Raw genomic sequence first — 25,249 nt, forward strand, 5'->3', positions numbered from 1 at the left:
GTTTTTTATGCACAGATACGCTGTGCTGTAGTCTTAAATAAGCTGGGTGCATGTGTGAGCAAAGTTTTGGTATACGCATGTTGCGGATGACTCAGTACTTGATCGGTTTCACCGTATTCCACCAGATGGCCATTTTTTAAAACGGCAACTCGATCAGCAATTGCTCTAACTACCCCAAGGTTATGGGTCACAAAAAGTAAAGTTACGCCTTGCTTTTGCAGTTGTTGCAACAGTTTTAAAATAGATGCTTGTACTGAGACATCTAAAGCAGAAGTAATTTCGTCGCAAATCAAAACATCAGGCTGACATAACAGCGCTCGTGCAATCGCTACACGTTGCCGTTCTCCGCCAGATAAATCTCTTGGGTAGAGTTCTTGAACCTGTGGAGGAAGCGATACTTGTTGAAGTACCTGAACGACCTTTTGTTGAGTTTCTTGCTGAGATGTAGCAAAAAAGTGCTGAACCACTTTAGTGAGTGTCTGTCCTATGGTATGTGCTGGATTCAAGGCTTTATATGGATTTTGAAAGATATATTGCAGTTTATGTCGTTGTGTTAACTGACGTTTTTGTCCCTGCAAGGACAATACTTCATCTGCTAAAATTACCTGACCTTCTGCATTTTCATTCAGTCCTGCAATCACTCTAGACAGTGTGGTTTTACCTGAACCAGACTCCCCGACTAAGGCCAAACATTCTCCACGCTGTATTTGAAAAGAAACATCGAAAAGTGCTTGTTGCTGGCCATACCAAGCATTGATATGTTCTACTTTAAGCAGTGCCTGTTGATCTGTTTTTAATTCAATCAGATGCGGATCAAGCTCTTGAAAATTGATCACACCCACTTCATCCCAATGATGACAAGCAACAAAATGTGGATCAAATGCTTGAGATAACAGGGTTAATTTCGGTTGCTGTTGATGACATAATTCGCTAGCGAAAGTACATCTTGCGGCAAAGGCACATCCTGTTGGACGGTCATTCGGTGAGGGTGCATGTCCTTCGATGGGGGATAAATATTTACGAATCGACACATCGGGGATGGCATTGAGTAAACCTTGAGTATAAGGATGTTTTGGCGTTTCAAATAACTGGCTTAATGCAGCATCTTCTGCAATCTGGCCTGAATACAGGACGATTACGCGATTTGCAATATCTTTCACCACAGTCAAATCATGTGATACATAAATTGCTGCAACATTATATTCGCGACATAATTTACGAATAATATTTAGCACTAAAGTTTGGGTTGTAACATCCAATGCTGTTGTCGGTTCATCCAAGACAATTAAGCGAGGCTGTAACAAAAATGCCAATGCTAATAAAATCCGTTGTTGTTGCCCGCCGGAAAGCTGATGAGGATAGCGTTTTAAAAACACATCATCCTGAGGCAATCCCACTTCATCTAAAATTTTAGCAACTCTATGATTTCTTTCACTACTGGATAAGCGTGATTGATGGACTTCTAATAACTCAAGTAGATGCTGTCCAATGGTTAATGCTGGATTTAGTGCCGTTCCCGGATCTTGGGCAACGTGACTGATTTTATAACCTCGAATTTGACGCAAAGCGTGGTCGTCAAGACTGAGGATATCTTGTCCATCCAGCGCAATTGTGCCTTGAATAATTTTGGCACCATGTCGTGCATAGCCCAATAACGCACTCGACAATGTGGTTTTACCTGAACCACTTTCTCCCACCAATCCAAGGACTTCGCCCTCGTTTAAATGAAAAGAAATATTCGAAACCACATGATTGCCTGTGTTGACCAACGCCACCGTTAAGTCTTTTACCTGTAGTACCGTATTCTTTAAAATCTCTGTCATGGTGATTTTTCCTCAATCCGCGCTGCGGCACGCCCTACACCTTCAGCCAACACATTGGTTCCCAGCGCAAACAAAGCAATTAAAATCACCGGTGCAAATACTGCCCACGGTTGAACCAATAACCCAGCACGATTTTCATTAATCATCAGGCCCCAATCGGCTGCAGGAGGTGCGATACCATAACCAAGAAAAGCCAGACCAGATAACATGCCAACAGCCCACGTCAACATCACCCCAAGATGAATTAATAAGGGTGTCAGCATATTGGGTAGGATTTCACGGAATAAAATATAGCTTTTCGAATAACCTAAAATTTTGGCGGCCTCTACATACTCTTGCTCAACCAAATTTAGCGCAACACTTCGTGCAAGACGTACTACCCCAGGAATAAAAGCAATCGAAACAGTGAGCACAATCAGCCATGGCTCACGCCCTAGCATCGAAACGATTAATAGCACTAAAATCAGATCAGGAAATGCCATAAAGACATCCGTCAGCCAAGTCACAAACTGGTCAACTTTATCTCGTGCAAAAGCAGCCAATATGCCTAAACTGGAACCAATAATTAAAGCCACCAGACTGGCAGCGAGGGTCATCCAAATAATTGAAGCACCACCCGCTAATACACGAGACCAAACATCATGCCCAATATAGTCATAGCCAAGAAAAGCCTGTGCTTCAGGCGCACCATAGGTCATGCCCACTAAGGCAGTTGGTTCAAAAGGAACCAGCACTGGGCCAATAAGCGCAAATATCAAAACTAAGCTTGTCACTACAAAACCAAAACGAACTTGTCGCTCAGAAATCAAGGCTTTAAAAAACTTACGTTGATACCAATGAAGTGTGCTCATTTTCCCTCTCCCGAATTGATATTCTTCAAGGCATTACGGCGATCCACAGGCTTTACCGTAATCGGTCGGCCAGATTTCCATAAACGTAATGCCTGACGTAAACCAGGTGAGCGGGCTTTATGTTTTTTTGCAGTGCGTATTTTCGGTGTGAGTAAAGTCGTAATTAAGTCTGCAATTAAATTGACCACCACCACACAGATGGTCAGCAATAACACAATCGCTTGAATGGTAGGAATATCCCGCATTTCAATTGCTGCATTCAATGCATTTCCAATTCCGGGATAACTAAATACAACCTCAATAATTAAAGCCCCACTGAGTAAAACCCGAATAGTCAATGCCGTGCCTTGTACCACGGGCACTAAAGCATTAGGTAAAACATGCTTCCAGATAATGCGACGCTCTGGAATACCACGTAATCGTGCTGAAGTGACATAATCGGACTCTAAGGCATCGATCATTGAGCCTCGCACAAGACGCATGAGATAAGGAATAAGCGATAAAGCTAAAGTTAAAATGGGTAAAATTAAAAACTCTAGCTGGCTAAACGGAGACTGCCCAGGAATCAACAATGATGCAGCAGGTAATACATGCATGATCGAAGTTGAAAACAACATCATCAGCCAAATGGCAATGACAAATCCGGGCACTGCTTTAAAAATAATGGAGCTAGATACAATGATTCGGTCTAGTTTGCTATCACGACGTAGCGATAACCAAACCCCAAGTAAAACTGAAATCGGCACAGTGATTGCCACTACCAAGCTACTCAAAGCAAGCGTATTACCAAAATAGTTTTGAATAATCTGTAACACAGATACATTAGAATCAATTGAGCGTCCAAAATTACCTTGTAATAATTGAGTCAGCCAATTCCAGTATTGCACCAATATCGGTTGAGTCAGCCCCAATTGTTCACGCAGTATTTGAACCGTAGCTTCTGGTGCTTCTGGCCCTAAAATGACCCGCGCAGGGTCAGATGGAAGCGCTTGAGTCGCGATAAATACAATTAAACTAATCACAAAAATCACTAAAATTCCTGACACGATACGGGTCAAAAACCAAGGTAACCATGCAGGAAATTCAAACGACTTGGCGATAGCTGGATGTTGAATCGAGCTTTCAATTTTGCTGGCTTGAGTCGTCATCATTACTCCCCTTTACGCCAAAACTCATCAGTTCGCCATGCTGCAAAACCGGTTCGATCAGGTGTTACACCACCAATCTGATGAGAATGTGCATCTAAAACATTGTTAAAACCCCAAATCAGTAAGCCACCTTGTTCATGTTGAATTTGCTGTGCCTCATGCACCAGAACTTTGCGTTTTTCCAGATCAGGCTGTTGCAATGCGTGATGCACCAGCTCCGTAAAACGGGCTTGATTAAAACGGGTTTTGTTATTGGCTGCACCGGGTCCATCAATCTGCAATACCGTCAATAAAAATGGACGAGAAACATTTGAACCTGTACTCAATGCCCAATCTTGTTTGACTGCATCTGCAAATGTTGCAGCTTCAACTTGTTTAACGTTTACAATCACGCCAGCTTGCGCTGCATGTTGCGCAAACACCAAGGCGGCATTGCTATCTGGTCCTGTATATAAATCAACTTTTAAGTTTTGATCAAAACCAGCAGCTTTTAATAGTGTTTTAGCTTTGGCTAAATCTTGCTTACGCTGTGGAATTTCATGGTTATAAACAGGATCACTAAATGAATACAGATCGTTGGCAATTCGTCCTTGACCCGCCAATGCCCGTTTCACTAAATCATCCCGATTGGCAATCAAACGAAATGCTTGTCTGACACGAGGATCATTAAACGGTGCTTTAGTGGTATTCATATCGAAGGATTGCCAAGCATCTGTTTCAGATGAAACAACACTCAGTCGTTTATTGGCTTGAATCAAAGATAAATGCTCGGCACTAATACCTGATGCAATATCAATTTGCCCTGATTGCAAAGCAGCAAGACGCCCGGTTTGCTCTTTAAAATCTATAATTTCAATGGCATCTGCATAAGGCTGATTGTCTTTCCAATAATTTTCAAAACGTACGAAACGGGAACGTTGACCTGGGGTAAAACTTTCTAGCTTAAACGGGCCTGCTCCGACGACATTCTTGATTGGGTCATAATCTGTTGGAACAATACCGCCCCAACTCATCCATGCTTCAGGTAGGGCTACTAAGCCTTTGCCTTGAGCAAATGGAATTTCAACGGTGTAATCATCCCGCTTTTTAATCGCATCGCGCTGTAGTGAATACAGATAAGCCGCAAAGGGAGACGCCAGTTTAGGATCGGTCAAACGACGTAAAGAGAAAATGACATCATCGGCTGTAATGGTTTTACCATGATGAAACTCAAGCCCTTTCTTTAGCCGAATCGTCCATTTAGTGCCATCCTCATTGGGTTCTGCAAATTCAGCAAGCGCCAATTTAGGTTGAATATCTCGCCCCCATTCCCATAATTTGGCATATAACGGCCAACCTCTAAAGGCACTCGACATCCCAATCGGCTTATGGGCATCTAAATTTCCAGCTTGATTACCATTAATCACCCCAATTTTGATCACTCCACCTTTTTGCGGTGTGGTATGCTGGCTTGTATGTGCAGCAGCTTCATTTGATGCTGAGGAATCGGAACGAGAACACCCAATCAGGCTTGCTGCTGCAATCGTACCTAGACCTAAACCCGTATTTTTAATTAATACTCTGCGCGTAATTTTACTCATAGGATTCTCCTTTTAAACCACAGTTTCTTGATTCAACAGAGAATCTACAGACGAGCATTTTTTTAACTTCGGTAACTCAAAACCATGATCGAGCTCAAGTAAAGGAAACAACAAGTCTGCAACACGATAAACTTCCGTAATTAAAGGAAAACCTGACAAAATAAATGCAGATGTACCGTAGCTTTCATATTCTTGGATACGTTGAGCAATATTTTCAGCGCTCCCGACCAATGCGGTCCCCGCAGCGGGATTTAAGATATCAAAACCAAACAGTGATGGCCCTGTCCAAATATTTGGATAAATTTCAAAGTCTTTAGCTTGAGGTAATATCCCCTGACGTAAGCGTTCTAAATTTTTTTGAACAATCGGGTTACTACTCTGATAGCTTTCGAAAGTTTCATTGGGTGGAAGCTGACGTTTTACAGCTTCAATCGCATAATTCACATCAATTTTATCGAGTAGAGACTGCGCGTATTGCCACGCTTCTTCTTCGGTTTCACGAACGATAATTTGTAAGCGAGTTCCATACTGCAAAGTTCGTCCAACTTTAGCGGCTTCTTTTGCAACTTTACTGAATTTTTCTCCCAGCAGCGGCGGTGTGTTGGCAAAGCTTAAATACACATCCAGCAATTCCACTGAATGTTGTACCCCTTTGGCTGATGTGCCAGCTCCCCACAGCGGTACGCCTTGTTTTTGGGTTGCCCCATGCCATTTTGACATCGGTGAAGCCCCCTCTTGACGTGGAGCAACTTGAATAAACTCACCCTGAAAGCCAGATTTATCGCCTAAATAATTCTGTTGAAATGTGCTCCAGTATTCTTTACTAAAGTCATAGCGTTCATCATGTGAATAATGAATACCCAATGCGGCAAGTCCCTGATCATTGCCATTGACCACATTAAACAACAAACGTCCCTGAGAGAAAGAGTCAAAAGTTTGTGCATATTTGGCTAAAACTGCGGGTTGAACTTCACCTGGATGCTGCGCCACCAAAAACTTCAGGCGCTCAGTAAAAGGAATTAAACTCGCAGCAACTGCCAGTGTTTCATACTCACTTGTACCCATGAGTGAACCGTAAAACCCTAGACGATCTGCGGTAATTGCAATTTGTTGTAAATGTTCATAATCGGTATCCCAGCGTCCCGACTCCAACCAAGGATAGGGACCATCAGGAGAGGTGAGATACCATAAAAGTTTTACAGCCATAATATTCTCTATATTTGTTTTTAAATCATGTTTCTAATGGAGTGGAAGTAATCCCAGTGATTTTGCTTTTTCAGTCAATCCACTCATTTTCCACTGTTGCTGTAGCACCCCTTGCCCATATTCACGACTTCCCCCAACCAGTTCTGCTAACAGTTGAATTTGAGCACCTTCTTCAAGCAATAAAATAAATTCAGCAGTTTCTTGTAGACCTTGACGCCCCCAAACTGTGGCACCGCCATTGGCTTCCAAAATAGCCCGATGCTCAATATCAATCTTGAGTTGATCTAAAATAAAATCGACTTCTGCTTGACGGCGATCGATATAAATCGGCAGTTCATTAAATAAATGAAAACGCTGAACAGGCACATAACGAATCGGTAGGGTTCGGTGTGTTTGGGCCCAAGCACCTAAATTCGGTGCATGTACATGAGAGATTGTGGTGACATCTGCATGTTCACAAAATAGTTTGTTATAACGGCCACCCGCACCTTTTCGTCCCAATAAAACTTCACCATCAAGTTTCTCTACCAATACTTTGCTTTTTTTATCTCGTGACCAAGGACCTGCATAGTTAAAGGTCACCAAGGTATTTTCAGGGGCGCGTTCAACAAAATTGACTGTGCCATTGGCAGTGATGGTGCCCGTCTCACGGAACACCTCAAATGCAAATTCAGCTTTTTGACGGTTGCGTTCAATAAAATCATTAAGTTCAGGGGAAAGTGGCGATTGAATCAGTGTAGTCATGATAAATATCCTGTTTTAACGTTGTTTATTTTGGCGACGCTTTAAAACTTCGAGTAATGGGCGATGATCGACCCATGTATCAAGATCGACGTCTTTTTCAAGGAAGCCATGTAACCAAAGGAAATCTTTTTGTTGTTTTAAAAGCTCAAGGCGTTCTGCACTTAATGAAGGATGTAAAGATTTATGAAAATTATTACGATACGCTGTAGCCACACTTTCAGCACCCGCAATGGTTTCATCTTGTAGAATAACCAGCACTTCATCTAAATGATCTTCTGCCCAATCTGCGGTATCAAAAAGCTCTTCCAAAAAGTCAACGACGACATCAAAGTGATGTTCCAATAAATCTTCATGTACCGTGATAGGTCGAGGTGTCCCGTTGTTCACACGCGAAGTCACATCTGTAAATTGATCTAAATCGATACCGACTTTTAAACCACGTTTGGTGGCTGCCTCAACAGCCGATGCCCCTTTGACATACACGGCATCCACCTCACCTGTAATCAAGGCATCAAGGCCTGACCAATAGGCACTGGCATCACGATCTTGTTTCGATTCAGCTCGCTCAGGAACTTCAATAAAATCAACATCACGGAAACTTAAATTTGCAAGTTGTAAAGCCCCTCGAATACCTTGTAATGACATGGCTCTAAAAATACTGCCTGCACGTTTATCGGCATATTCAGGTAAAGCCACTTTGGTATTTTTTAAATCTTCAGGCTGACGAATTGCTGAATCTGGTCGAACAATAATCACTTGCCATTCATCAATCCAAGTTAATCCAATCAGACGACTTGGGGCACCTTCTGAACGCGCAGCCAAAGCAGGTACATTACCTCCTTCACGGAATAAAGCCGGGAGCTGATGATCAAAATGATGCACAGACAAGCCTTTACGCGCATCTTGCAATACCGCAACATCAATACCATGTCGCTCAAATTTTTCGACTAAGGTGCCGCGTTTTAATGAGATTCCTGTTGCAGTGGGTACAGGACATCGTGTGACCCAAATTTCAGATAAAGTACTTTTTACAAACTCTTTAGAATTTTCTTTTTTATCGATGACAAGTGACATAGGTATTCCTTAAGATACTTCCAATTTCATATCACTTGTATTGAGCAGCTTTTATGCCAATATTTATTTTTATAATTTTCAATATCTTATACAAAATCTAATTTTAATAAATGTTTAGATTTCATCACTTGTTTTAGATTTAGTGTTGTTTTATCAACAGCGCTTTAAGCAAGCCTGCCCTGAGACAAAAATCCCATCCGCATTATTTTTTGATTGAACAGATTTAAAGCCCCTCATTGAATCAACATACAGCACCATATAAAAATATAGTGCTGTATCGCTTAAATTAAAAATCGATAGAAGCCGACAGCATAAAAGTTCGAGGTGCACCCAAGGCTAAACTGGACAATTGTGGCATGCCCCAATACGCCTTATTGGTCACGTTATTGATACTCGCAGCTAAGTTTAGTGGAAAACTTGAAACATTGGTCTTATATCTCGCCTCAACATCAAACAGTGTTCGTTCAGAAGCATGTAGTGTATGTTCCTGATTGATATATTGCTTTGAAACTGCTGTGGCATTTCCAGTCTAGATTAAACCCTGCAAAATCGAAATATCCCACTCCATACCTAATTTCGCCTGTTGCTTGGCAACCCCAGTCGCAATATTGCCTTGATTTTTACCACCTGCAGTTTGGGTTAATTCAGGATCAATATAGGCAACACCACCGATTACACCAAGATTCGCAATAGGTGCTCCAAAGAAGCTCCATTCAATTTCACTTCAGCTAAAACTTGTTATTGATTATTGATCAGTAATTGTGAAGCCCTCCCACACACGATTCATTAACCAATAACATGCCTTATTGAGTAGTATGATTTCTAGGGATGCACAATAATCTTGACCGCAGATTCGTTGTTATGAATCAAGGTTTCAAAGCCTTGCGAAACCAAATCATCTAAAGCAATTCTTTGGGTAATAAAAGGTTCTAAATTGATTTTACCTTGCTCAACCAAGCGAATGGTTTCTTGATGGTCATTAACATAGGCTATCGTACCGCGAATATCCAGCTCTTTCATCACCACACTATGCACATTAATCGTTGCAGGATGACTCCAGATCGAAACTATCACTACCACACCAGTTGGTTTCATAGCTGCCACCAGTGTATCCATGACCTTATTGACACTACTGCATTCAAAAGCCACGTCTACCCCACGGTCTTGGGTGATTTTCATGACTTCAGCCACAACATCCACTTGAGACGGATCTAGCACATAGTCGGCAACACCCGCTTCTAAGGCTTTTTCTTTACGTTTTGCACTGAGCTCGGTAATGATGACGGTTAAGCCTTTGGCCTTTAAAATTGCAGACAATAACAATCCAATCGGGCCCGCTCCACCCACCAAGGCAATATCACCTGACTGTGCTCCACTTCTTACAAAGGCATGATGCCCGACAGATAAAGGCTCAATCAATGCGGCTTGATCCAACGGAATTTGGGCAGAAATGGGATGTACCCAACGGCGTTGTACCGCAATTTTTTCAGATAGCCCACCACCGCGACCACCTAGACCAATAAAATTCATATTTTTTGACAAGTGATAATTGTCATGCGGTCCAGTCGGAACATCATCCGCAATGATATAAGGCTCAACCACAACATGTTGCCCCACCTGAATATCATCAACGCCATCCCCTACAGCGTACACCACACCTGAAAACTCATGCCCCATGGTTACAGGTGCAGCTTCACCCGAAATCGGGTGCGGATGACCACACGGAGGAATAAAAATTGGACCATCGATAAATTCATGTAAATCTGTGCCACAAATACCACACCATGCGACTTGAATGCCAACTGTTCCTGGTTGTACCTGTGGTTCTGGAATATCCTCTATTCGGATATCCCCTTTATCATAAAAACGAGCTGCTTTCATAGATGCATTCCTCATTCCAATATTAACGATAAACCATTCCGCCATCGGTCAAAATTGACTGTCCAGTAATATAATCAGCGTCCTCACTGGCTAGAAAAGCAACCAATGCGGCAACATCATCTGGGGTTTCGGCACGTCCTAAAGCAATTCCATCCACATATTTCTGATATGTTTCACCAACGGGTGCACCAGTGATATCAGCGAAACGTTGATCTATTTCCACCCACATATCTGTACCAACTACACCGGGACAGTAACTATTTACAGTGATACCAGCACTGGCATATTCTTTTGCTGCTGTTTGAGTCAAAGCACGAACGGCAAATTTAGTAGCTGAATAGACACCAAGCAAAGCAAAACCTTCATGCCCAGCAATCGAACATGCATTGATAATTTTGCCAGAATTTCGGCGCTGTTTAAATTTATCGGCAGCGGCCTGAATCCCCCACAGCACACCACCCACATTGATATTCATAATCCGATTAAATTCATCTGGACTGACCTCTGCCAAGGCTTGGACTTGGGCAATCCCTGCATTATTAATAATGATATCAAAGCCATTTAATGTTGATTCTGCATGGTCAATCGCACTGCTGATTTGTACAGGATCAGCAACATCTGCAATAAATGTGGTGGCTTTAACCCCAAATGCTTGAATCTCTTGCTGAACAGCAGTTAACTTTTCTTGGTGAAGATCAACCAAGGCAATATGTACGCCCTCTTGTGCCAAGCGTAAAGCAATACCGCGTCCTATGCCCTGTGCGGCACCAGTAATTAATGCGACTTTATTGTTTAGACCTCTAGGCATGTTGCGACTCCTTAAATATGGATTGCACGTTGCATTGCCGATAAAACCGACTCATGCATCGCCTCAGATAACGTAGGATGTGGGAAAATAACCTGTGCTAGGCTTTCATCAGTGGCTTCTAAATATTTAGCGATGGCAAAGCCCTGAATATGTTCAGTGACCTCATGACCCACCATGTGTGCCCCCAATAATTCCCCTGTTTCTTGATTAAAAATAGTTTTTACAAATCCTGTGGTCTCGCTTAAAGCCAAAGCTTTACCATTGGCTTGTAAAGGGAATCTACCCACATTGATTGTAAAACCAGCTGCTTTGGCTTTTTGCTCGCTTAGACCAATACTTGCCACCTGCGGATGGGTAAAAATACACCCTGGAATTTGGCTACGATCTAAAGCATGTACATGCGTCAGCCCTGCAATTTTTTCTACACATAAAATTGCTTCATGACTGGCTTTATGCGCCAAGCACGGCGCACCAGCGACATCACCAATGGCATAAACTCCAACTACATTGGTCTTACACCACGGATCAACTTTGATAAAATTATGCTCAAACTCAATACCCAATTTTTCTAAACCCAAATTTTGAGTATTAGGTTGTACACCAATTGCGGAAAGGACTTTTTCAACAGTAATGATTTGTACACCTGTTGCGGTTTCAACATGGCAATGTACTTGGTCCTTATCTATTTCGATGTTTTGTACAGCAGCTTCAGTCAAAACCGTCATACCATGCTGTTCAAATTGCTTTTGCACATATTTGGCAACTTCAATGTCTTCACTAGGTAGGATCTGTTTGGCAATATCAACCAAAGTCACTTGGCAACCTAAGTCCTGATATAAACTGGCAAACTCACTGCCAATGGCCCCTGAACCAATTACCAAAAGTGATTTCGGCAAGTGTTCTGGGACTAAAGCTTCTTTATAACTCCAGACATGCTGTCCATCGACAGGGACATGCGCTAAATTGGCGGCTCTGGCGCCCGTAGCCACAATAATATGCGGTGCAGAAATCTGCTGTTTTTGACCCTTTGCATCAGTCAGTTCTAAGCTTTCTTTCTCGATAAATTGAGCGCTTGCATTAAATACAGTAACTTGATTCTTTTTCAGTAATTGCCCAATCCCTTGTACCAACTGTTCAGAAACCTGACGGCTATGACGAACCAGTTGTTGGATATCAAAATCGATAGAACCTAAAGAAAAACCAAACTGTTGTGAATGTTTAAATTGCTGTGCAAGTGCCGCTCCACTCAATAAAGCTTTGGTTGGAATACAGCCCCAATTCAGGCAAATTCCACCCAAATGCTTTTCTTCTACAATGGCGGTTTTTAAACCCAGTTGGGCTGCACGTATCGCAGCCACATAGCCACCTGGACCAGCGCCAATCACAATGAGATCAAATTGTGTGTCTGACATGCTCATACTCCTACACCAAAATCAATGCAGGATTTTCAACAAACTGCTTAAATGCTGCCAAGAACTGTGCACCTAACGCCCCATCAATCACCCGATGATCACAAGACAAGGTCGCGGTGACCATCTGTCGAATCACGATGCTCTCATTTTCAACAATTGCCCGTTTTTCTGCTGCACCTAAAGCTAAAATCGCACCTTGGGGTGGGTTAATAATCGCGTCAAACTGTTGAACGCCGAGCATACCTAAATTCGAAATACTGAAACTACCGCCCTGAAATTCATCAGGCGCCAATTTGCCAGTTTTGGCACGTGTTGCAAGATCACGCATATCATTGGAAATTTGTGCCAAAGACTTGGTATTGGCAGCTTTAATGATTGGAGTGATGAGGCCATTCTCAATCGCTACAGCAACAGAGATATCCGCCTGATCAAACTGCAAAATCTGCTGATTCTCTTCATCAAACTGAACATTGACCTGTGGCACTTTGATCAATGCAGCTGCTGCCGCTTTAATCAACATGTCATTGATTGACAATTTCACTTGCGGCACAGTGGCATTAATCTGTTGACGTAGTCCCTGAATAGCATCCACATTTAAATTTACGGTTAAACGGAAGTGTGGTGCATTACGTTTTGCTGCCTGTAAGCGTGAAGCAATGGCTTTACGCATACCATTCATCGCAATGGTGGTCACCTTGGCAGTTTCAGTTCGCATTACATCAGCGCTATTTTGGGCAAGTGCAGGGTTTTCACGCTGATGAACTGCTTCAACATCTTCCTTACAAATACGCCCTCTTGATCCTGAGGCACGACAGTCATGTAAATTAATGCCCCATTGTTTGGCTAAACGACGTGCAACTGGTGTTGCCAACACTTGGCTATCATCAGCTTTAGATTTCGCCACTTTACCACTCGGTTGCTGCCGAATATCGGGCCATGATCCACCCGCAGCTTGAACTGCGTTTTGAATGTCTTGCACACTGATACGACCTCCACGCCCTGAGCCTGAAACCAGCGCCAAATTCACTTGATGCTTTTCAGCCAATTTCAAGGCATGCGGTGTTGCAAAAACATCCTCAACATGTTGATAACCTTGTAATGCAGCAGGAATTACATAACCATTTTGGGCAACAGCTTTTGATACCTGCTCAATACGATTCTGTTTAGGCGCAGTTTGTGGCTTGGTTTCAGGCTGCGTTGCCGTCAGCTTTTCAGTAACCACTTCAACAGCTTTGCTTTCATTGAGAATAGGTGCGCCAGCCAAAGATTGAGCAAAGGCATCAATTTCAGCATCGGAAACTTGCGCATCTGCACAAATTGCAATGATCCCGCCCACCACTAAAGTATCGCCATTATTGGCAATGATTTTACGCAAGGTACTATCAAACGGTGCTTCAAGGACATTGACGATTTTTGTGGTCTCAATTTCACAAATTTCTTGTCCTTTACTAAACTGCTCGCCTGCTTGAATCAACCATTGGGCAATGGTGCCCTCTTCCATCGACAAACCCCATTTTGGGATTTCTAAAGTTTTAATTTCGCTCATCCTAAGCCTCCAACGTTTTACGTACAGCCTGTTCGATACGTTCTACACTTGGTAGCCATTGTTTTTCTAATACGGGTGAAAATGGCACAGGTGAATGCGGTGGTGTCACCAGTTCAATGGGTGCTTTGAGATAATGAAAGCCTTTTTGTGCAATCAGTGCGGCCACATCATGCCCAAAACCACAACGGGCAGCAGACTCATCAACAATCACCACACGCCCTGTTGACGCTACAGATTCTAAAATGCCTTCTTCATCCAATGGAGAAATCGTTCGTGGATCGACAACTTCGACAGAAATTCCCTCCTTAGCAAGCTTATCCGCGACTTCATTAGCACGATGCACCATTAAACTTAAGGCAATAATCGTGACATCGGTTCCTTCACGGGTGTAATTTGCTACACCAAAAGGAATGGTATATGGTTCATCTGGCACTTCACCTTTGATGTCATAAAGCAATTTATGTTCACAAAAAACCACTGGGTCATCATCACGGATGGCTTGGATCAATAAGCCTTTTACATCATATGCACTGGACGGCACCACGACTTTTAAACCGGGTACAGCAGCAAACACGTTATACGGGGATTGTGAATGTTGTGCGGCAGCAGAAAAGCCTGCGCCGATCATGCCTCGAACCACCAAAGGCGCTTTGGCTTTTCCACCAAACATATAACGAAATTTGGCCGCTTGGTTATACAACATGTCATGACATACGCCATAGAAGTCCATAAACATCAGGTCAGCCACAGGTCGTAAACCTGTTGCAGCAGCCCCTGCCGCCATTCCAATAATTGCAGATTCAGTGATCGGGGTATCAATCACACGCTCAGAGCCAAACTCTGTCCATAGCCCTTTGGTGACACCAAGTACGCCCCCAAAGCCTTCGAGTTTATTGTCATCTGTATTTTTACCGCCATGCCCGCCACGCACATCTTCACCGACAACAATCACACTTGGGTCACGGCGCATTTCTGATTCAATCGCTTCTTTAATCGCGTTTCGATAACTTTTATTTGGCATTGTTTTACTATTCCTTTAGTAAGAGACATAAACGTCAGTAAGAAGTTGAGAAAGTTCTGGATAATTGGCAGCACGTGCATTTGCGACAGCAGCATCGACATTGGCTTTTGATTCAACATCAATTGCATCCAGCGTGGCTTCAGCAATCTTGCCTTTGACTTTTTCACGGAAAATTTTCAACGGATCTTTATGCTCTTTGACATAATCGAGTTCTTCTTTGGAACGAATCAGTCCTGGGTCACCTTCAAAGTGTCCATAAAAACGATTGGTAATGGTTTCAATCACACTTGGGCCTTCGCCACGCCGTGCACGTTCAATGGCTTTTTGGGCGACCTCATACACAGCAAAGAAATCTGTCCCATCTACTTTTTCAGCAGGCATCCCAAAAGCCGCAGCACGACCTGCAATGTCTTTGCTTCCGACTGCATAATCATGCGCAGTACCTTCACCAAAACCATTATTTTCAAAAACAAAAATCACGGGAAGTTTTAAAACCACAGCCATATTCATGGCTTCAAAGGTCAGACCTTGGTTAGAACCACCATCCCCAGTAAATGACAAACCAACTCCACCCGTCTTTAAGGTTTTTGCGGTTAACGCTGCACCAATTGCCAAAGGTGGCCCACCACCAACAATTCCGTTGGCTCCCAGCATACCTTTGTCTAGATCAGCAATATGCATTGAACCGCCTTTGCCACGGCACAAACCATCATCTTTACCAAAAATTTCCAACATCATGCCGTGAATATCACATCCTTTGGCAATGCAGTGACCGTGACCACGATGGGTTGAGGTAATAAAATCTTTGTCAGTCAAATTTTCACAAATTCCAACGGCTACCGCTTCTTCACCACTGTAAAGATGGATAAATCCGGGAATATCACCTGTATTATTTTCATCGTGAAGTCGATCCTCAAACTCACGAATATCTCGCATCCGTCTGTATGCTGCTAGCAATTGCTCTTCCGTTAATTGCATATACTTATTCCTTCATGCTCACAGTTAAAAGTAAAAACCATATATTTAAAAATAAATATTGGTATTTAAAACCCGTATATTTATATAAAATTATTTCATTAAAAATTAATATTAGACTAAAAAAATATCTCTTTATAAAACACAATAAAAATATTAAAAACAGCACCTTACAAAGCAAAAAATATTTGTAAATTTTTATAATTTTCAAAAACTTAAAAAATCAAACCTTTAACCAACCTTTATTTTATAATATTAATATTTTTCACTATTTTATTATATTTAAAAAAATTTTAAATATAATTGACATCGAAAATAAAAATGTCATCTTATATTAAGTTATATTATTTAATGGACTATTTAAAATGGATTTAAAAGTTTCAGTCACCACAGGACAAAAACTACGTGGTGCAGATAAATTGGCACGTATTCCAGTAAAAATTATCAGTACAGAACAGATCCCTCAAAAGCCTGAATGGATTCGTGCCAAGATCAGCCAGCCTGAAGAAGTGCAACGTATTAAAAATTTATTACGTCAACAAAAACTACATACAGTATGTGAAGAAGCCGCGTGCCCCAATTTGCCACAATGCTTTGGTGGTGGAACAGCGACCTTTATGATTATGGGAGATATTTGTACCCGTCGATGCCCATTTTGTGATGTGGCGCATGGACGTCCAAATATTTTAGATGCTGATGAACCGAAACATTTAGCAGAAACTGTTAAAAATCTAAATTTAAACTATGTGGTGATTACCTCAGTAGACCGTGATGATCTTATTGACGGTGGAGCAGAACACTTTGCTGCATGTATTCGAGAAATCCGTAAAAGTAGTCCAGATACGCTGATTGAGATTTTAGTCCCTGATTTTCGAGGCAGATTAGAAGTTGCGCTCAACATTCTGAGCGAAACCCCGCCAGATGTATTTAATCATAATATTGAAACGGTCCCTCGTTTGTACCGTGCAATGCGTCCAGGTTCAGATTATCAACATTCACTGGAACTGTTAAAACGGTTTAAGCATTTACGCCCAGACATCGCAACGAAATGTGGCTTGATGGTGGGATTAGGTGAAGTCGAAGCAGAAGTTATTGTGTTGCTGAATGACCTCAGTGACTATCAAGTGGACTATGTCACCATTGGTCAATACTTACAGCCATCTAAATCTCATGCCCCAATACATCGTTTTGTTTCATTGAAAGAGTTTGAACATTATCAAGCGCATGGTGAGTTATTAGGGTTTAAAAATATATGGAGTGCGCCAATGGTTCGTTCTAGCTATTTTGCTGATCGTCAATACAAGGGCGAGCCTGTACCTAAGCCGTTTACACGTGAAAACATTGCCACAGAAATTTAGGATGATTCAGTGTTCAAAGTGAATATGTACACCTAAACATTAAACAATGAGTACCAAAAAGAATACGCTGTCTTTTTATTGGTAACTTTATTTAACATTTGTGAGCAGAAAACTCATTTTAAAGCAAAACATTAACTTCTAAAGTGAGAACCTAATAAAGATGATTATTTTCAGAACACTATTTGTTTGAATATAGATTAAAATTTGGTGTCATCAAATAAAATCACCAGATACAGCGATAAAGAATACAAAGTATTAATGGCATAACCATTCATCATAAAGGAATATGATATGAAGCTATTGAATCAACTACAGCCGCAAGCGCTTCGTTTACAGACCACACATTTTGTCAATATCGAATCCGTCACTGCTGCGCCACTTCTCGCTTTACCTCCCGAACCAGAACCCTCTCTGTTTCGTCGTTCTCTTCAACATAATTATGCGGATTTACTAAAAATTGCAGATGATTCTGAAATGGCAATTGGAATCACAGATCATCATGGCACCTTACTTTGGACATGGAGTAGCCGTGCTATGCTCTCCTCTGCTGAGCAAGTGCATTTTGTCGAAGGTGGACATTGGTCAACACAGGCTGTCGGTACAAATGCGATTGGTTTGGCCTTAAATAATCATCTCTCTAGCTGTGTTTATTCACATGAAAATCAGATGAACAGTGTACAGGATTGGGTTTGTTATGCCGCGCCGATCGTTGACCCTGTATCTGGACAATTTCACGGTGTGATTAATTTATCGACCAAGTACAAGAAGCATACTTCACTGGGTGTATTGGCTGTAGAACGCTGTGCAGAGTTGGTTCAACGTGCGATTCAATTTGAACAAAAAAACATGCTTTATCTCAAAGTATTTGGTACACCCAAAGTTCAATTTAACCAACAGCTTTTAACATTGACCCATCGACAAATTGAAATTTTATGCATTCTTGTGTTACACCCTGAGGGTATTAACCTAGATGAACTGCACTATGCCTTATACGGTGATCGGGACATTAGTGAAAAAACCTTAAAAGCAGAAATGTCACAATTACGCACCTTGCTCCCCAACTGTATTTTATCGCGCCCGTATAAGCTAGTTTGTGAGATTCAAACCGACTTTACCAGAGCTGAACAATCCCTCAATACAGGTTTTCTCGCCAGTACATTTTCACTCTACAAAGGAAGTTTTTTGGCGAAATCAGAAAGCCCTTTCTTGACCACATGGCGTGATTGTTTCGATGCGCGTTTAAGTCATCTGATTTATCAAATTCAGGATATTGACCCGCTTTTAAAAATTATTAGTCGTCTTCCTGAACGTAATGATGCAATACAACGGGTACTGGAATTATTGCCTGAACAAAGTCAGCATCGTCCGTATTTTTTAAAATTACTTTAGGCTCAATGAACTTAGATATTTTATTGCACAACTGATAGCACAGCACTGTTTTGCCCTGATGTTTAAGGCTATAAAGTTGCTCTGTATAAAAATAATAAGTGAATCAATCTAAGACTAATTTTTAAAGCCAACGACAGAAAATGCACGGTAAATATAGTCAACCTGTCAAAAAAAATCAGACACAATAATATAATTTCTCTTAATTAATATTTTTAATTAAATCAATAATATGATGAAATAGTATTGTTTAATTATATAAAAGCTTACACTGCCACATCTTACATTCAAAGTTTAAATCCCTTTGCGTAGGCGATGCCTCACTTTCGTAGGAGGTGCCAAACCTTGCGCTTCAAACAAAGCAGTGCTTTGTTTTTGCTCATGTTGAGCGAGGGGTAGGATCACCAGCTATGATTCAAAAGTACAAAAATGAATTGATAACCAACAATTTTTAATAGTTCATACAAAAACATAAGCTTCATTTATGCTCAATGACTTGATGCAAATCACTTGTATGAAATAATTAGGTGATTTGACTATATAGAAAATTATAAGATTAAAATTAATATTTTTTTCACGCAATTAAAATAAACCATGAGCCTGATCAATACTACAACGTCTCACAATCTTACCTCTCTCCGCAATAAATCGATTGCTAAAATTAAAATACAAGTAATTTAAACATAAATGCCCTTTAAATGATAATGATTATATTTTACATTTAACACCATGCAGATTTTCTCGATCCGCTCAGCACTGAAAGAAAGGCAATTGTGGTTTATTGCTCAATAAAGATAGGTAGACTTAATGATGAATAGCCAACAACAAACGACATTAGATCAAAAAATAGTACCAGACCAAAAAAAGGTTTCAGACAAAAAAACAGTATCAGATCAAAAAGCGATACTGAAACAAGATGATCATATGCGGAATCTGGAAGTCATTGAGATGACGATAACGGCGATTTCTCATCCTTTTCCATCAATTGTACGTATTCGGGGCGAAATCAATACAACACAGCCAGACTTATGGACAACACCTAACCTTGCTATTCGTTTAGAAGTGCATCAACAAGCAGACAGCTTACCTATATCACGTGTATATACCGTGCGTTGCTTTGATCCAAGTACTCATCAAATTGAAATTGACTTTGTTCTACATGCTGACCCAAGTCCAGCAATGCTTTGGCTAGATTCAGCAAAAATTGGCACTAAAATTCAACTTACGGGTCCAAGACCGCACTTTCTCCCCAATTTTACCCCAGCTAAACGCGTGGTGATGTTTGCCGATGAAACCGCCATTCCAGCCGTCTATTCAATTTTACAGCAATGGCAAATGGGAATTCAGGGAGAGATTTATATTGAAAGTTGTGACGCCAATATTATTGATGATTTACCAAAATATCATGGCGTAAATATTCATTTACTTCATCGGGGAAAATCACAGCAAGCGGATAAATTGGGCTTACTACTTAAAGTTGCCGAACATTTTAAAGATCGTGAAGATATTAGCATTTGGGCAGCCTGTGAACGTAATGAAGCAAGAGCGATACGGAAGCTGTTTACCCAACACGGTCATTTGAGTAAAGATGATATTCGTGTGGCCGGCTATTGGAATGTCGGCATGTCCAGCTCAACATTAGATCTAAGCAGAGTCGCATATTATCAAAAACACCTAGAACAAGGTAAAACGCTAGAAACATTTGATGATCTAGATATGCCTGTTTAAATGAAATCATTGACCTATTTGCCCCCCATCTCAGTTTTCTTAAGACGATTATTTAGAGGGAGTATTTGGAATGTAAATCAATCTTTGAGGTTGATACTCTGGCGTTATTATGTCCTAGCTCAATGATGACCCAACACAATTAACAGCACTCGACTTGGATCTTACGATCCAAGTCTTTATATTATTCATTGCACAGCCTGTGTTGCATATCTTTACATCATGGTCTGCTTAAAGATCCAAAGCGAATCCACTACAACATTTTTACATGATGGCTAATTATAACAACGGCGAAAACATGGTGATGTAATTGCTGAAAACATGATTGCCAAGCTTATTTTTCTCTAGCCATGTGCAAAGCTTAAAATCAATCTTCCCTCGTTCACAGATAGGCCCATGCAATCTCAAAATGACAGGGATAAATTTATTTGATCCTTTTTTAAATCTCAAACGACATTATAAGCATACTCCTCACATCTTATAAGGCCGCTTTCGATGTCATCAACAAGAATACAAATGGCAGACAAAAAATACCTGTCAAAAATGATTCAAATGATCATGTTAGGTCTCACTTCTGTAGTTGCTTCTACCCTTTTGCATGCTACTGAAGAGATAACTCAAAATAATGCAGAACCTCTTGCATTGCCAACGCTCAAGTTTACAGCAAACCAATTGGGTGAAATTACAGAAAACAGTGGTGTCTATACTCCGGGTTCAATTGCCACAGCAACGCGTTTGGTTTTAAAACCCAAAGAAACCCCACAAACGATTAGTGTGATTACTCGCCAAGAAATGGATGATTTTAATCTCAACTCTATCGATGATGTTATGCGGCATACCCCGGGTGTTAGTGTGGTGACCTATGACAGTGAACGGACAGAATATTACTCCCGTGGTTTTGCAATACAAAACTTCCAGTACGATGGGATCCCGATGAATCGTGATTCGGCCTACTCAGCAGGAAATACCCTAAGTGATATGGCGATTTATGATCGTATCGAAGTTTTAAAAGGAGCAACGGGGCTTTTAACTGGGGTGGGTGATCCTGGTGCAACGATTAACTTGATTCGTAAAAAACCAACCAAAGATTTTCAAGGGAATGTTTCTCTGGGTCTAGGCACATGGAATAACTACCGCGGCCAAATTGATTTAAGCGGTCCACTTAACCAAACGGGCAGTATTCGTGGACGTGGCGTTGCTGCGTATCAAGACAAAGAATCTCAATTAGATCGCTATGAACGCAAGACTCCTGTGTTCTACGGCATATTAGAAGCAGATTTAACTGAGAATACCCTACTGACTATAGGCGCAGATTATCAAGACAATAAACCTAAGGGCTCAACGTGGGGCGGTATCCCAATTTATAATTCAGCGGGTCAATTTAATAAAATGTCGCGTGGCTTTAACAATGGTGCAAATTGGAGTAATTGGGAACAATATACTCGAACTATTTTCTCAACTTTAGAGCATAAGTTTGATAATGATTGGGTCGCAAAAATCCAGTTAAATCATCAAATCAATGGCTATGATGCACAATTAGGCGCAGCGGCAGGTGGTCATCCAAATCCATCGACGGGAACTGGTGTTTCAATGTGGGCTGGAAACTATAAGGGCGAAACCAAAAGTGATGCTGCAGACATCTATGCAACAGGTCCATTTCAACTTTTTGGCCGTGAACACGAGCTGGTTGTAGGCGCAAGCATTTCTGAGAGCACTTGGAAAAATAATGGTTATAGTGCACCAACTGGTTATAAAACCAGTGTAGATCAATATTATCAATGGAATGGGAACGTTGCGGAGCCTGATTGGCAAAAAGGTAATCATTGGTCAAACAATGAAACCACCAAGCAGAATGGATTTTATCTCACCTCACGTTTGAATTTACATGATGATTTAAAAGTCATTTTGGGTGGACGTATTGCAAACTATAAGTCAGAAGAGACTAAAGAGTCAGGTATCTTTATACCTTATGTCGGTGCGGTTTATGATTTAAATGACCAATACTCAGTTTATGCAAGCTACAGCACCATATTTAAACCTCAATCTGCACAAAATCCAAACGGTAAAACACTTGATCCGCTTGAGGGAGAAAACTACGAAGCTGGAATCAAAGGTGAATTTTTTGATGGTCGCTTAAATGCAAGTTTGGCATATTACCAACTCAAACAAGACAATTTTGCGAAAGAGATTCCAAACGTTCTTACACCATCTGGTGGTGTCGCATCTGAAGCGCTCCAAGGTGTCAAAACCAAAGGGGCTGAACTCGAAGTTACTGGTGAAATTCGTCCTGGTTGGAATTTACATGCTGGCTTTAATCATAAAATCTCTAAACAAGATGGGATAAAACAGAGCACTTTGACTCCTGAAAATGAATTTAGCCTTTATACCAGCTATAAGCTCAATCAATGGGTGGATGGTTTAACTGTTGGTGGTGGTGCACGTTGGCAAGATAAGACTTGGGGCGATGTCACCAATCCACTGTATAAAGATCCTGTTAAACATGTGGTGTCTGATTATTGGTTATTTGATGCAATGGCAAACTATGAAGTAAATGATCAACTATCTGTTTCTTTTAATGTAAACAATCTTCTAGATGAAAAATATTATACGATTTTTAGCTGGTATAGCACGTATACATGGGGCGAAGGTCGTAATTATAATTTAGGACTTAAATATAAGTTTTAATCAGGTTTAACTGACTTCCTCTAGGTAATAGACAAACATCATACTGCATGGGGAAGTTTCAACTATTCAGTCAGCTTTTACTATTGTTCCAAAATCACTGATCTCATTTCATCCTACGCTAACATCAACCTAATTTGGTCTTAAATCACCCGGTTGATCTGCGGATTTTATTATTTATTTTGAGCATTGAATTTTTTAAAACTCAAGCCCTATCTTTAGCTATGCCTTTTCACTGTCTAGTGGAGGAAAAGGCAAAGCTAAACCAAGCACAAAGAAGAATCATAAAACTATAGTATTTCTGATTTTTATTTGTTCCGATCTGAGGATTCAATGGGTTTGTTGATGACTTTTTTGGGGGCTTGATCAGCTAAGTCCTGATTAATTGCTTTGGTTAAACCAAACATATAAAGCAAAATAATCACCGAGAATGGTAACCCACATAATACCACAGCACTTTGCATCGAATGGAAACTACCTGCTAACAATAAACCAATACTGACAATAGTAATCACCACCGACCAGAAAATTCGCAACCAAATCGGTGAATCACTTTCATTACTTCCGCCTTTTGTAGACAGATTTGCAATCATCAGCGTGCCAGAACCCACTGGAGTCAAAAACAGCACAAAACATATCACCACAACAATCCCAGCCACATAAGGATTAAAAGGTAAATATTCTAGTAACTTAAACAAAGATAAAGCTGGATCGGTGAGAACCATATCGCCCAAAACTTTTTGTTTTTGATTCAAAATTAATTCAATTGCAGTATTACCGAAAATGGAAATCCAAGCCAAAGTAAAGCCTAAAGGGATTAGACACACACCCAAGACTACTTCACGAATGGTGCGCCCTTTTGAAATACGCGCAATAAACATCCCAACGAAAGGTGCCCAAGCAATCCACCAAGCCCAATAAAACACCGTCCAAGAACCGAGCCAGCCTTTCGCTTGTGAATTGTATAAATACACATCAAAACTTTTCGCGACAAAATGGTTGAGATAGTCACCCACGTTCTGTACCAAACCATTGAGCAAATGATTGGTTGGGCCTGTTAAGAATACAAATAACAATAAGCCATAGAGTAAACGTAAGTTAATCCGTGAAAGCCAAGCCAGTCCTTTTTCAATCCCCACCACTGTGGTGATGGTCGCAACAGACATCATCACCAATACCACTGCGATCAGAGTAACATTGTTGTCTGGAATGGCTGGGACTAAATAACTGATGCCCGAAACCAATACCAAAGCACCTATACCTAGATTGGTGACCAAAGATATCACCGTGGCTAAAATCCCAAAACCATCTACGAAGTCACCGATCAAACCATAGATCCGATCGCCAAAAATTGGATAAAGTGCAGAACGTAAAGCTAGGGGTAAATCTAAGCGAAAAGCAAAATAGCCCAAAGTGACACCTAACAAGGCATAGAGCACCCAGCCATGTATACCCCAATGTAAGAAGCTATACATCATGGCATCTCTGGCAGCTTGGATTGTGCCACCCTCGCCTTCAGGTGGTCTTAAAAAATGATCGACAGGTTCAGCAACACCATAATACAGTAAGGCAATACCGATACCTGCGGAAAACAGCATAGATACCCAAGCCAAGTAACCAAACTCAGGTTTATCGCCATCTTTTCCAAGTGGAAGTTGTCCAGCACGAGAAAAAGCCAACCATCCAACAAAACCTAGACATGCCACAATCACCAGCATGTAATACCAACCAAAGAGTTGATTGGCCTGCTCTTGTACATAGGTTAGCCAAAACTGACTTTTTTTTGGAAATAAAACAAACAATAGACCAAAAATACCGATACTGATTGCAGAACTTCCAAACACAAATAAATTTAACCGAATCCGTTCGGATGAATATCCTTTATGGCTATTTGACACCATGCTATTGCTCCTTGCAATTGGTGTATTTTCTTAAAAAATAATAGGATATGTACTCTTTTTACTGAACATTCTGATGGATCAGAATGTTGATGTATACACTTACATTTCTTATTACTCATCAAAAAATT

At 41.0% G+C, this 25,249-nt stretch carries 18 protein-coding genes and 1 pseudogene; 4 read left to right on the forward strand and 15 right to left on the reverse strand.

What is annotated here, in order from left to right; all coding sequences use genetic code 11:
- Positions 1-5: 5 nt before the first annotated feature.
- From ACG9ZL_RS09100 to ACG9ZL_RS09165, 14 genes and pseudogenes are all read right to left on the reverse strand, one after another.
- Positions 6-1,823 carry a dipeptide ABC transporter ATP-binding protein gene (locus tag ACG9ZL_RS09100; RefSeq protein WP_419359777.1) on the reverse strand — a complete coding sequence of 606 codons (1,818 nt, stop codon included), beginning with the start codon at positions 1,821-1,823 and terminating at the stop codon, positions 6-8.
- A complete protein-coding gene (locus ACG9ZL_RS09105; protein WP_336951900.1) occupies positions 1,820-2,674 on the reverse strand; it encodes an ABC transporter permease in 855 nt (284 codons plus the stop codon). Before ACG9ZL_RS09105 ends, ACG9ZL_RS09100 begins: the two co-directional genes overlap by 4 nt.
- Positions 2,671-3,822: an ABC transporter permease gene (locus ACG9ZL_RS09110; protein ID WP_419359830.1), complete on the reverse strand. Its 1,152-nt coding sequence runs from the start codon at positions 3,820-3,822 to the stop codon at positions 2,671-2,673. Before ACG9ZL_RS09110 ends, ACG9ZL_RS09105 begins: the two co-directional genes overlap by 4 nt.
- A gap of 2 nt (positions 3,823-3,824) precedes the next feature.
- Positions 3,825-5,402: an ABC transporter substrate-binding protein gene (locus ACG9ZL_RS09115; RefSeq protein WP_336951901.1), complete on the reverse strand. Its 1,578-nt coding sequence runs from the start codon at positions 5,400-5,402 to the stop codon at positions 3,825-3,827.
- Between the two features lie 12 nt (positions 5,403-5,414).
- A complete protein-coding gene (locus ACG9ZL_RS09120) occupies positions 5,415-6,608 on the reverse strand; it encodes an LLM class flavin-dependent oxidoreductase (RefSeq protein WP_336951902.1) in 1,194 nt (397 codons plus the stop codon).
- 33 nt (positions 6,609-6,641) lie between these two features.
- Positions 6,642-7,352, reverse strand: coding sequence for a class II aldolase/adducin family protein (locus tag ACG9ZL_RS09125; protein ID WP_336951903.1), 711 nt, complete (start codon positions 7,350-7,352; stop codon positions 6,642-6,644).
- Positions 7,353-7,367: 15 nt separating this feature from the next.
- A complete protein-coding gene (locus ACG9ZL_RS09130) occupies positions 7,368-8,426 on the reverse strand; it encodes an ABC transporter substrate-binding protein (RefSeq protein ID WP_336951904.1) in 1,059 nt (352 codons plus the stop codon).
- A gap of 286 nt (positions 8,427-8,712) precedes the next feature.
- Positions 8,713-9,144 (reverse strand): annotated as a pseudogene (locus ACG9ZL_RS09135) (TonB-dependent siderophore receptor); the annotation flags it as partial.
- 104 nt (positions 9,145-9,248) lie between these two features.
- Positions 9,249-10,307, reverse strand: coding sequence for a 2,3-butanediol dehydrogenase (locus ACG9ZL_RS09140; RefSeq protein WP_336951905.1), 1,059 nt, complete (start codon positions 10,305-10,307; stop codon positions 9,249-9,251).
- Positions 10,308-10,329: 22 nt separating this feature from the next.
- Complete coding sequence (locus ACG9ZL_RS09145; protein WP_336951906.1) at positions 10,330-11,115, reverse strand: acetoin reductase; 786 nt, start codon at positions 11,113-11,115, stop codon at positions 10,330-10,332.
- A gap of 11 nt (positions 11,116-11,126) precedes the next feature.
- A complete protein-coding gene (gene lpdA, locus ACG9ZL_RS09150; RefSeq protein WP_419359778.1) occupies positions 11,127-12,527 on the reverse strand; it encodes a dihydrolipoyl dehydrogenase in 1,401 nt (466 codons plus the stop codon).
- Positions 12,528-12,537: 10 nt separating this feature from the next.
- Positions 12,538-14,073: a dihydrolipoamide acetyltransferase family protein gene (locus tag ACG9ZL_RS09155; RefSeq protein WP_336951908.1), complete on the reverse strand. Its 1,536-nt coding sequence runs from the start codon at positions 14,071-14,073 to the stop codon at positions 12,538-12,540.
- A gap of 1 nt (position 14,074) precedes the next feature.
- Positions 14,075-15,094 carry an alpha-ketoacid dehydrogenase subunit beta gene (locus ACG9ZL_RS09160; protein WP_004717558.1) on the reverse strand — a complete coding sequence of 340 codons (1,020 nt, stop codon included), beginning with the start codon at positions 15,092-15,094 and terminating at the stop codon, positions 14,075-14,077.
- 15 nt (positions 15,095-15,109) lie between these two features.
- On the reverse strand, positions 15,110-16,072 hold the full coding sequence (locus ACG9ZL_RS09165) for a thiamine pyrophosphate-dependent dehydrogenase E1 component subunit alpha (protein WP_336951909.1): 963 nt from the start codon (positions 16,070-16,072) through the stop codon (positions 15,110-15,112).
- Positions 16,073-16,434: 362 nt separating this feature from the next.
- Between ACG9ZL_RS09165 and lipA the strand changes: the two genes are divergently transcribed.
- The 4 genes from lipA (at position 16,435) to ACG9ZL_RS09185 (ending at position 23,223) form a co-directional block, all read left to right on the forward strand.
- Complete coding sequence (gene lipA, locus ACG9ZL_RS09170) at positions 16,435-17,427, forward strand: lipoyl synthase (RefSeq protein WP_336951910.1); 993 nt, start codon at positions 16,435-16,437, stop codon at positions 17,425-17,427.
- A 291-nt stretch (positions 17,428-17,718) separates the two neighbouring features.
- Positions 17,719-18,816, forward strand: coding sequence for a transcriptional regulator (locus tag ACG9ZL_RS09175; protein WP_419359779.1), 1,098 nt, complete (start codon positions 17,719-17,721; stop codon positions 18,814-18,816).
- A gap of 807 nt (positions 18,817-19,623) precedes the next feature.
- Positions 19,624-20,541: a siderophore-interacting protein gene (locus ACG9ZL_RS09180; protein WP_419359832.1), complete on the forward strand. Its 918-nt coding sequence runs from the start codon at positions 19,624-19,626 to the stop codon at positions 20,539-20,541.
- A gap of 513 nt (positions 20,542-21,054) precedes the next feature.
- Entirely contained in the window at positions 21,055-23,223 is a 2,169-nt protein-coding gene (locus tag ACG9ZL_RS09185) for a TonB-dependent siderophore receptor (RefSeq protein WP_336951912.1), read from the forward strand.
- Between the two features lie 305 nt (positions 23,224-23,528).
- On the opposite strand, the gene ACG9ZL_RS09190 is transcribed toward ACG9ZL_RS09185, so the two are convergent.
- Positions 23,529-25,121, reverse strand: a complete 1,593-nt coding sequence (locus tag ACG9ZL_RS09190; protein WP_336951914.1) for a BCCT family transporter — start codon at positions 25,119-25,121, stop codon at positions 23,529-23,531.
- Between the last annotated feature and the right edge of the window lie 128 nt (positions 25,122-25,249).

The sequence above is a fragment of the Acinetobacter legionensis genome (assembly GCF_048551735.1).
In the GTDB taxonomy this organism is placed as follows: domain Bacteria; phylum Pseudomonadota; class Gammaproteobacteria; order Pseudomonadales; family Moraxellaceae; genus Acinetobacter.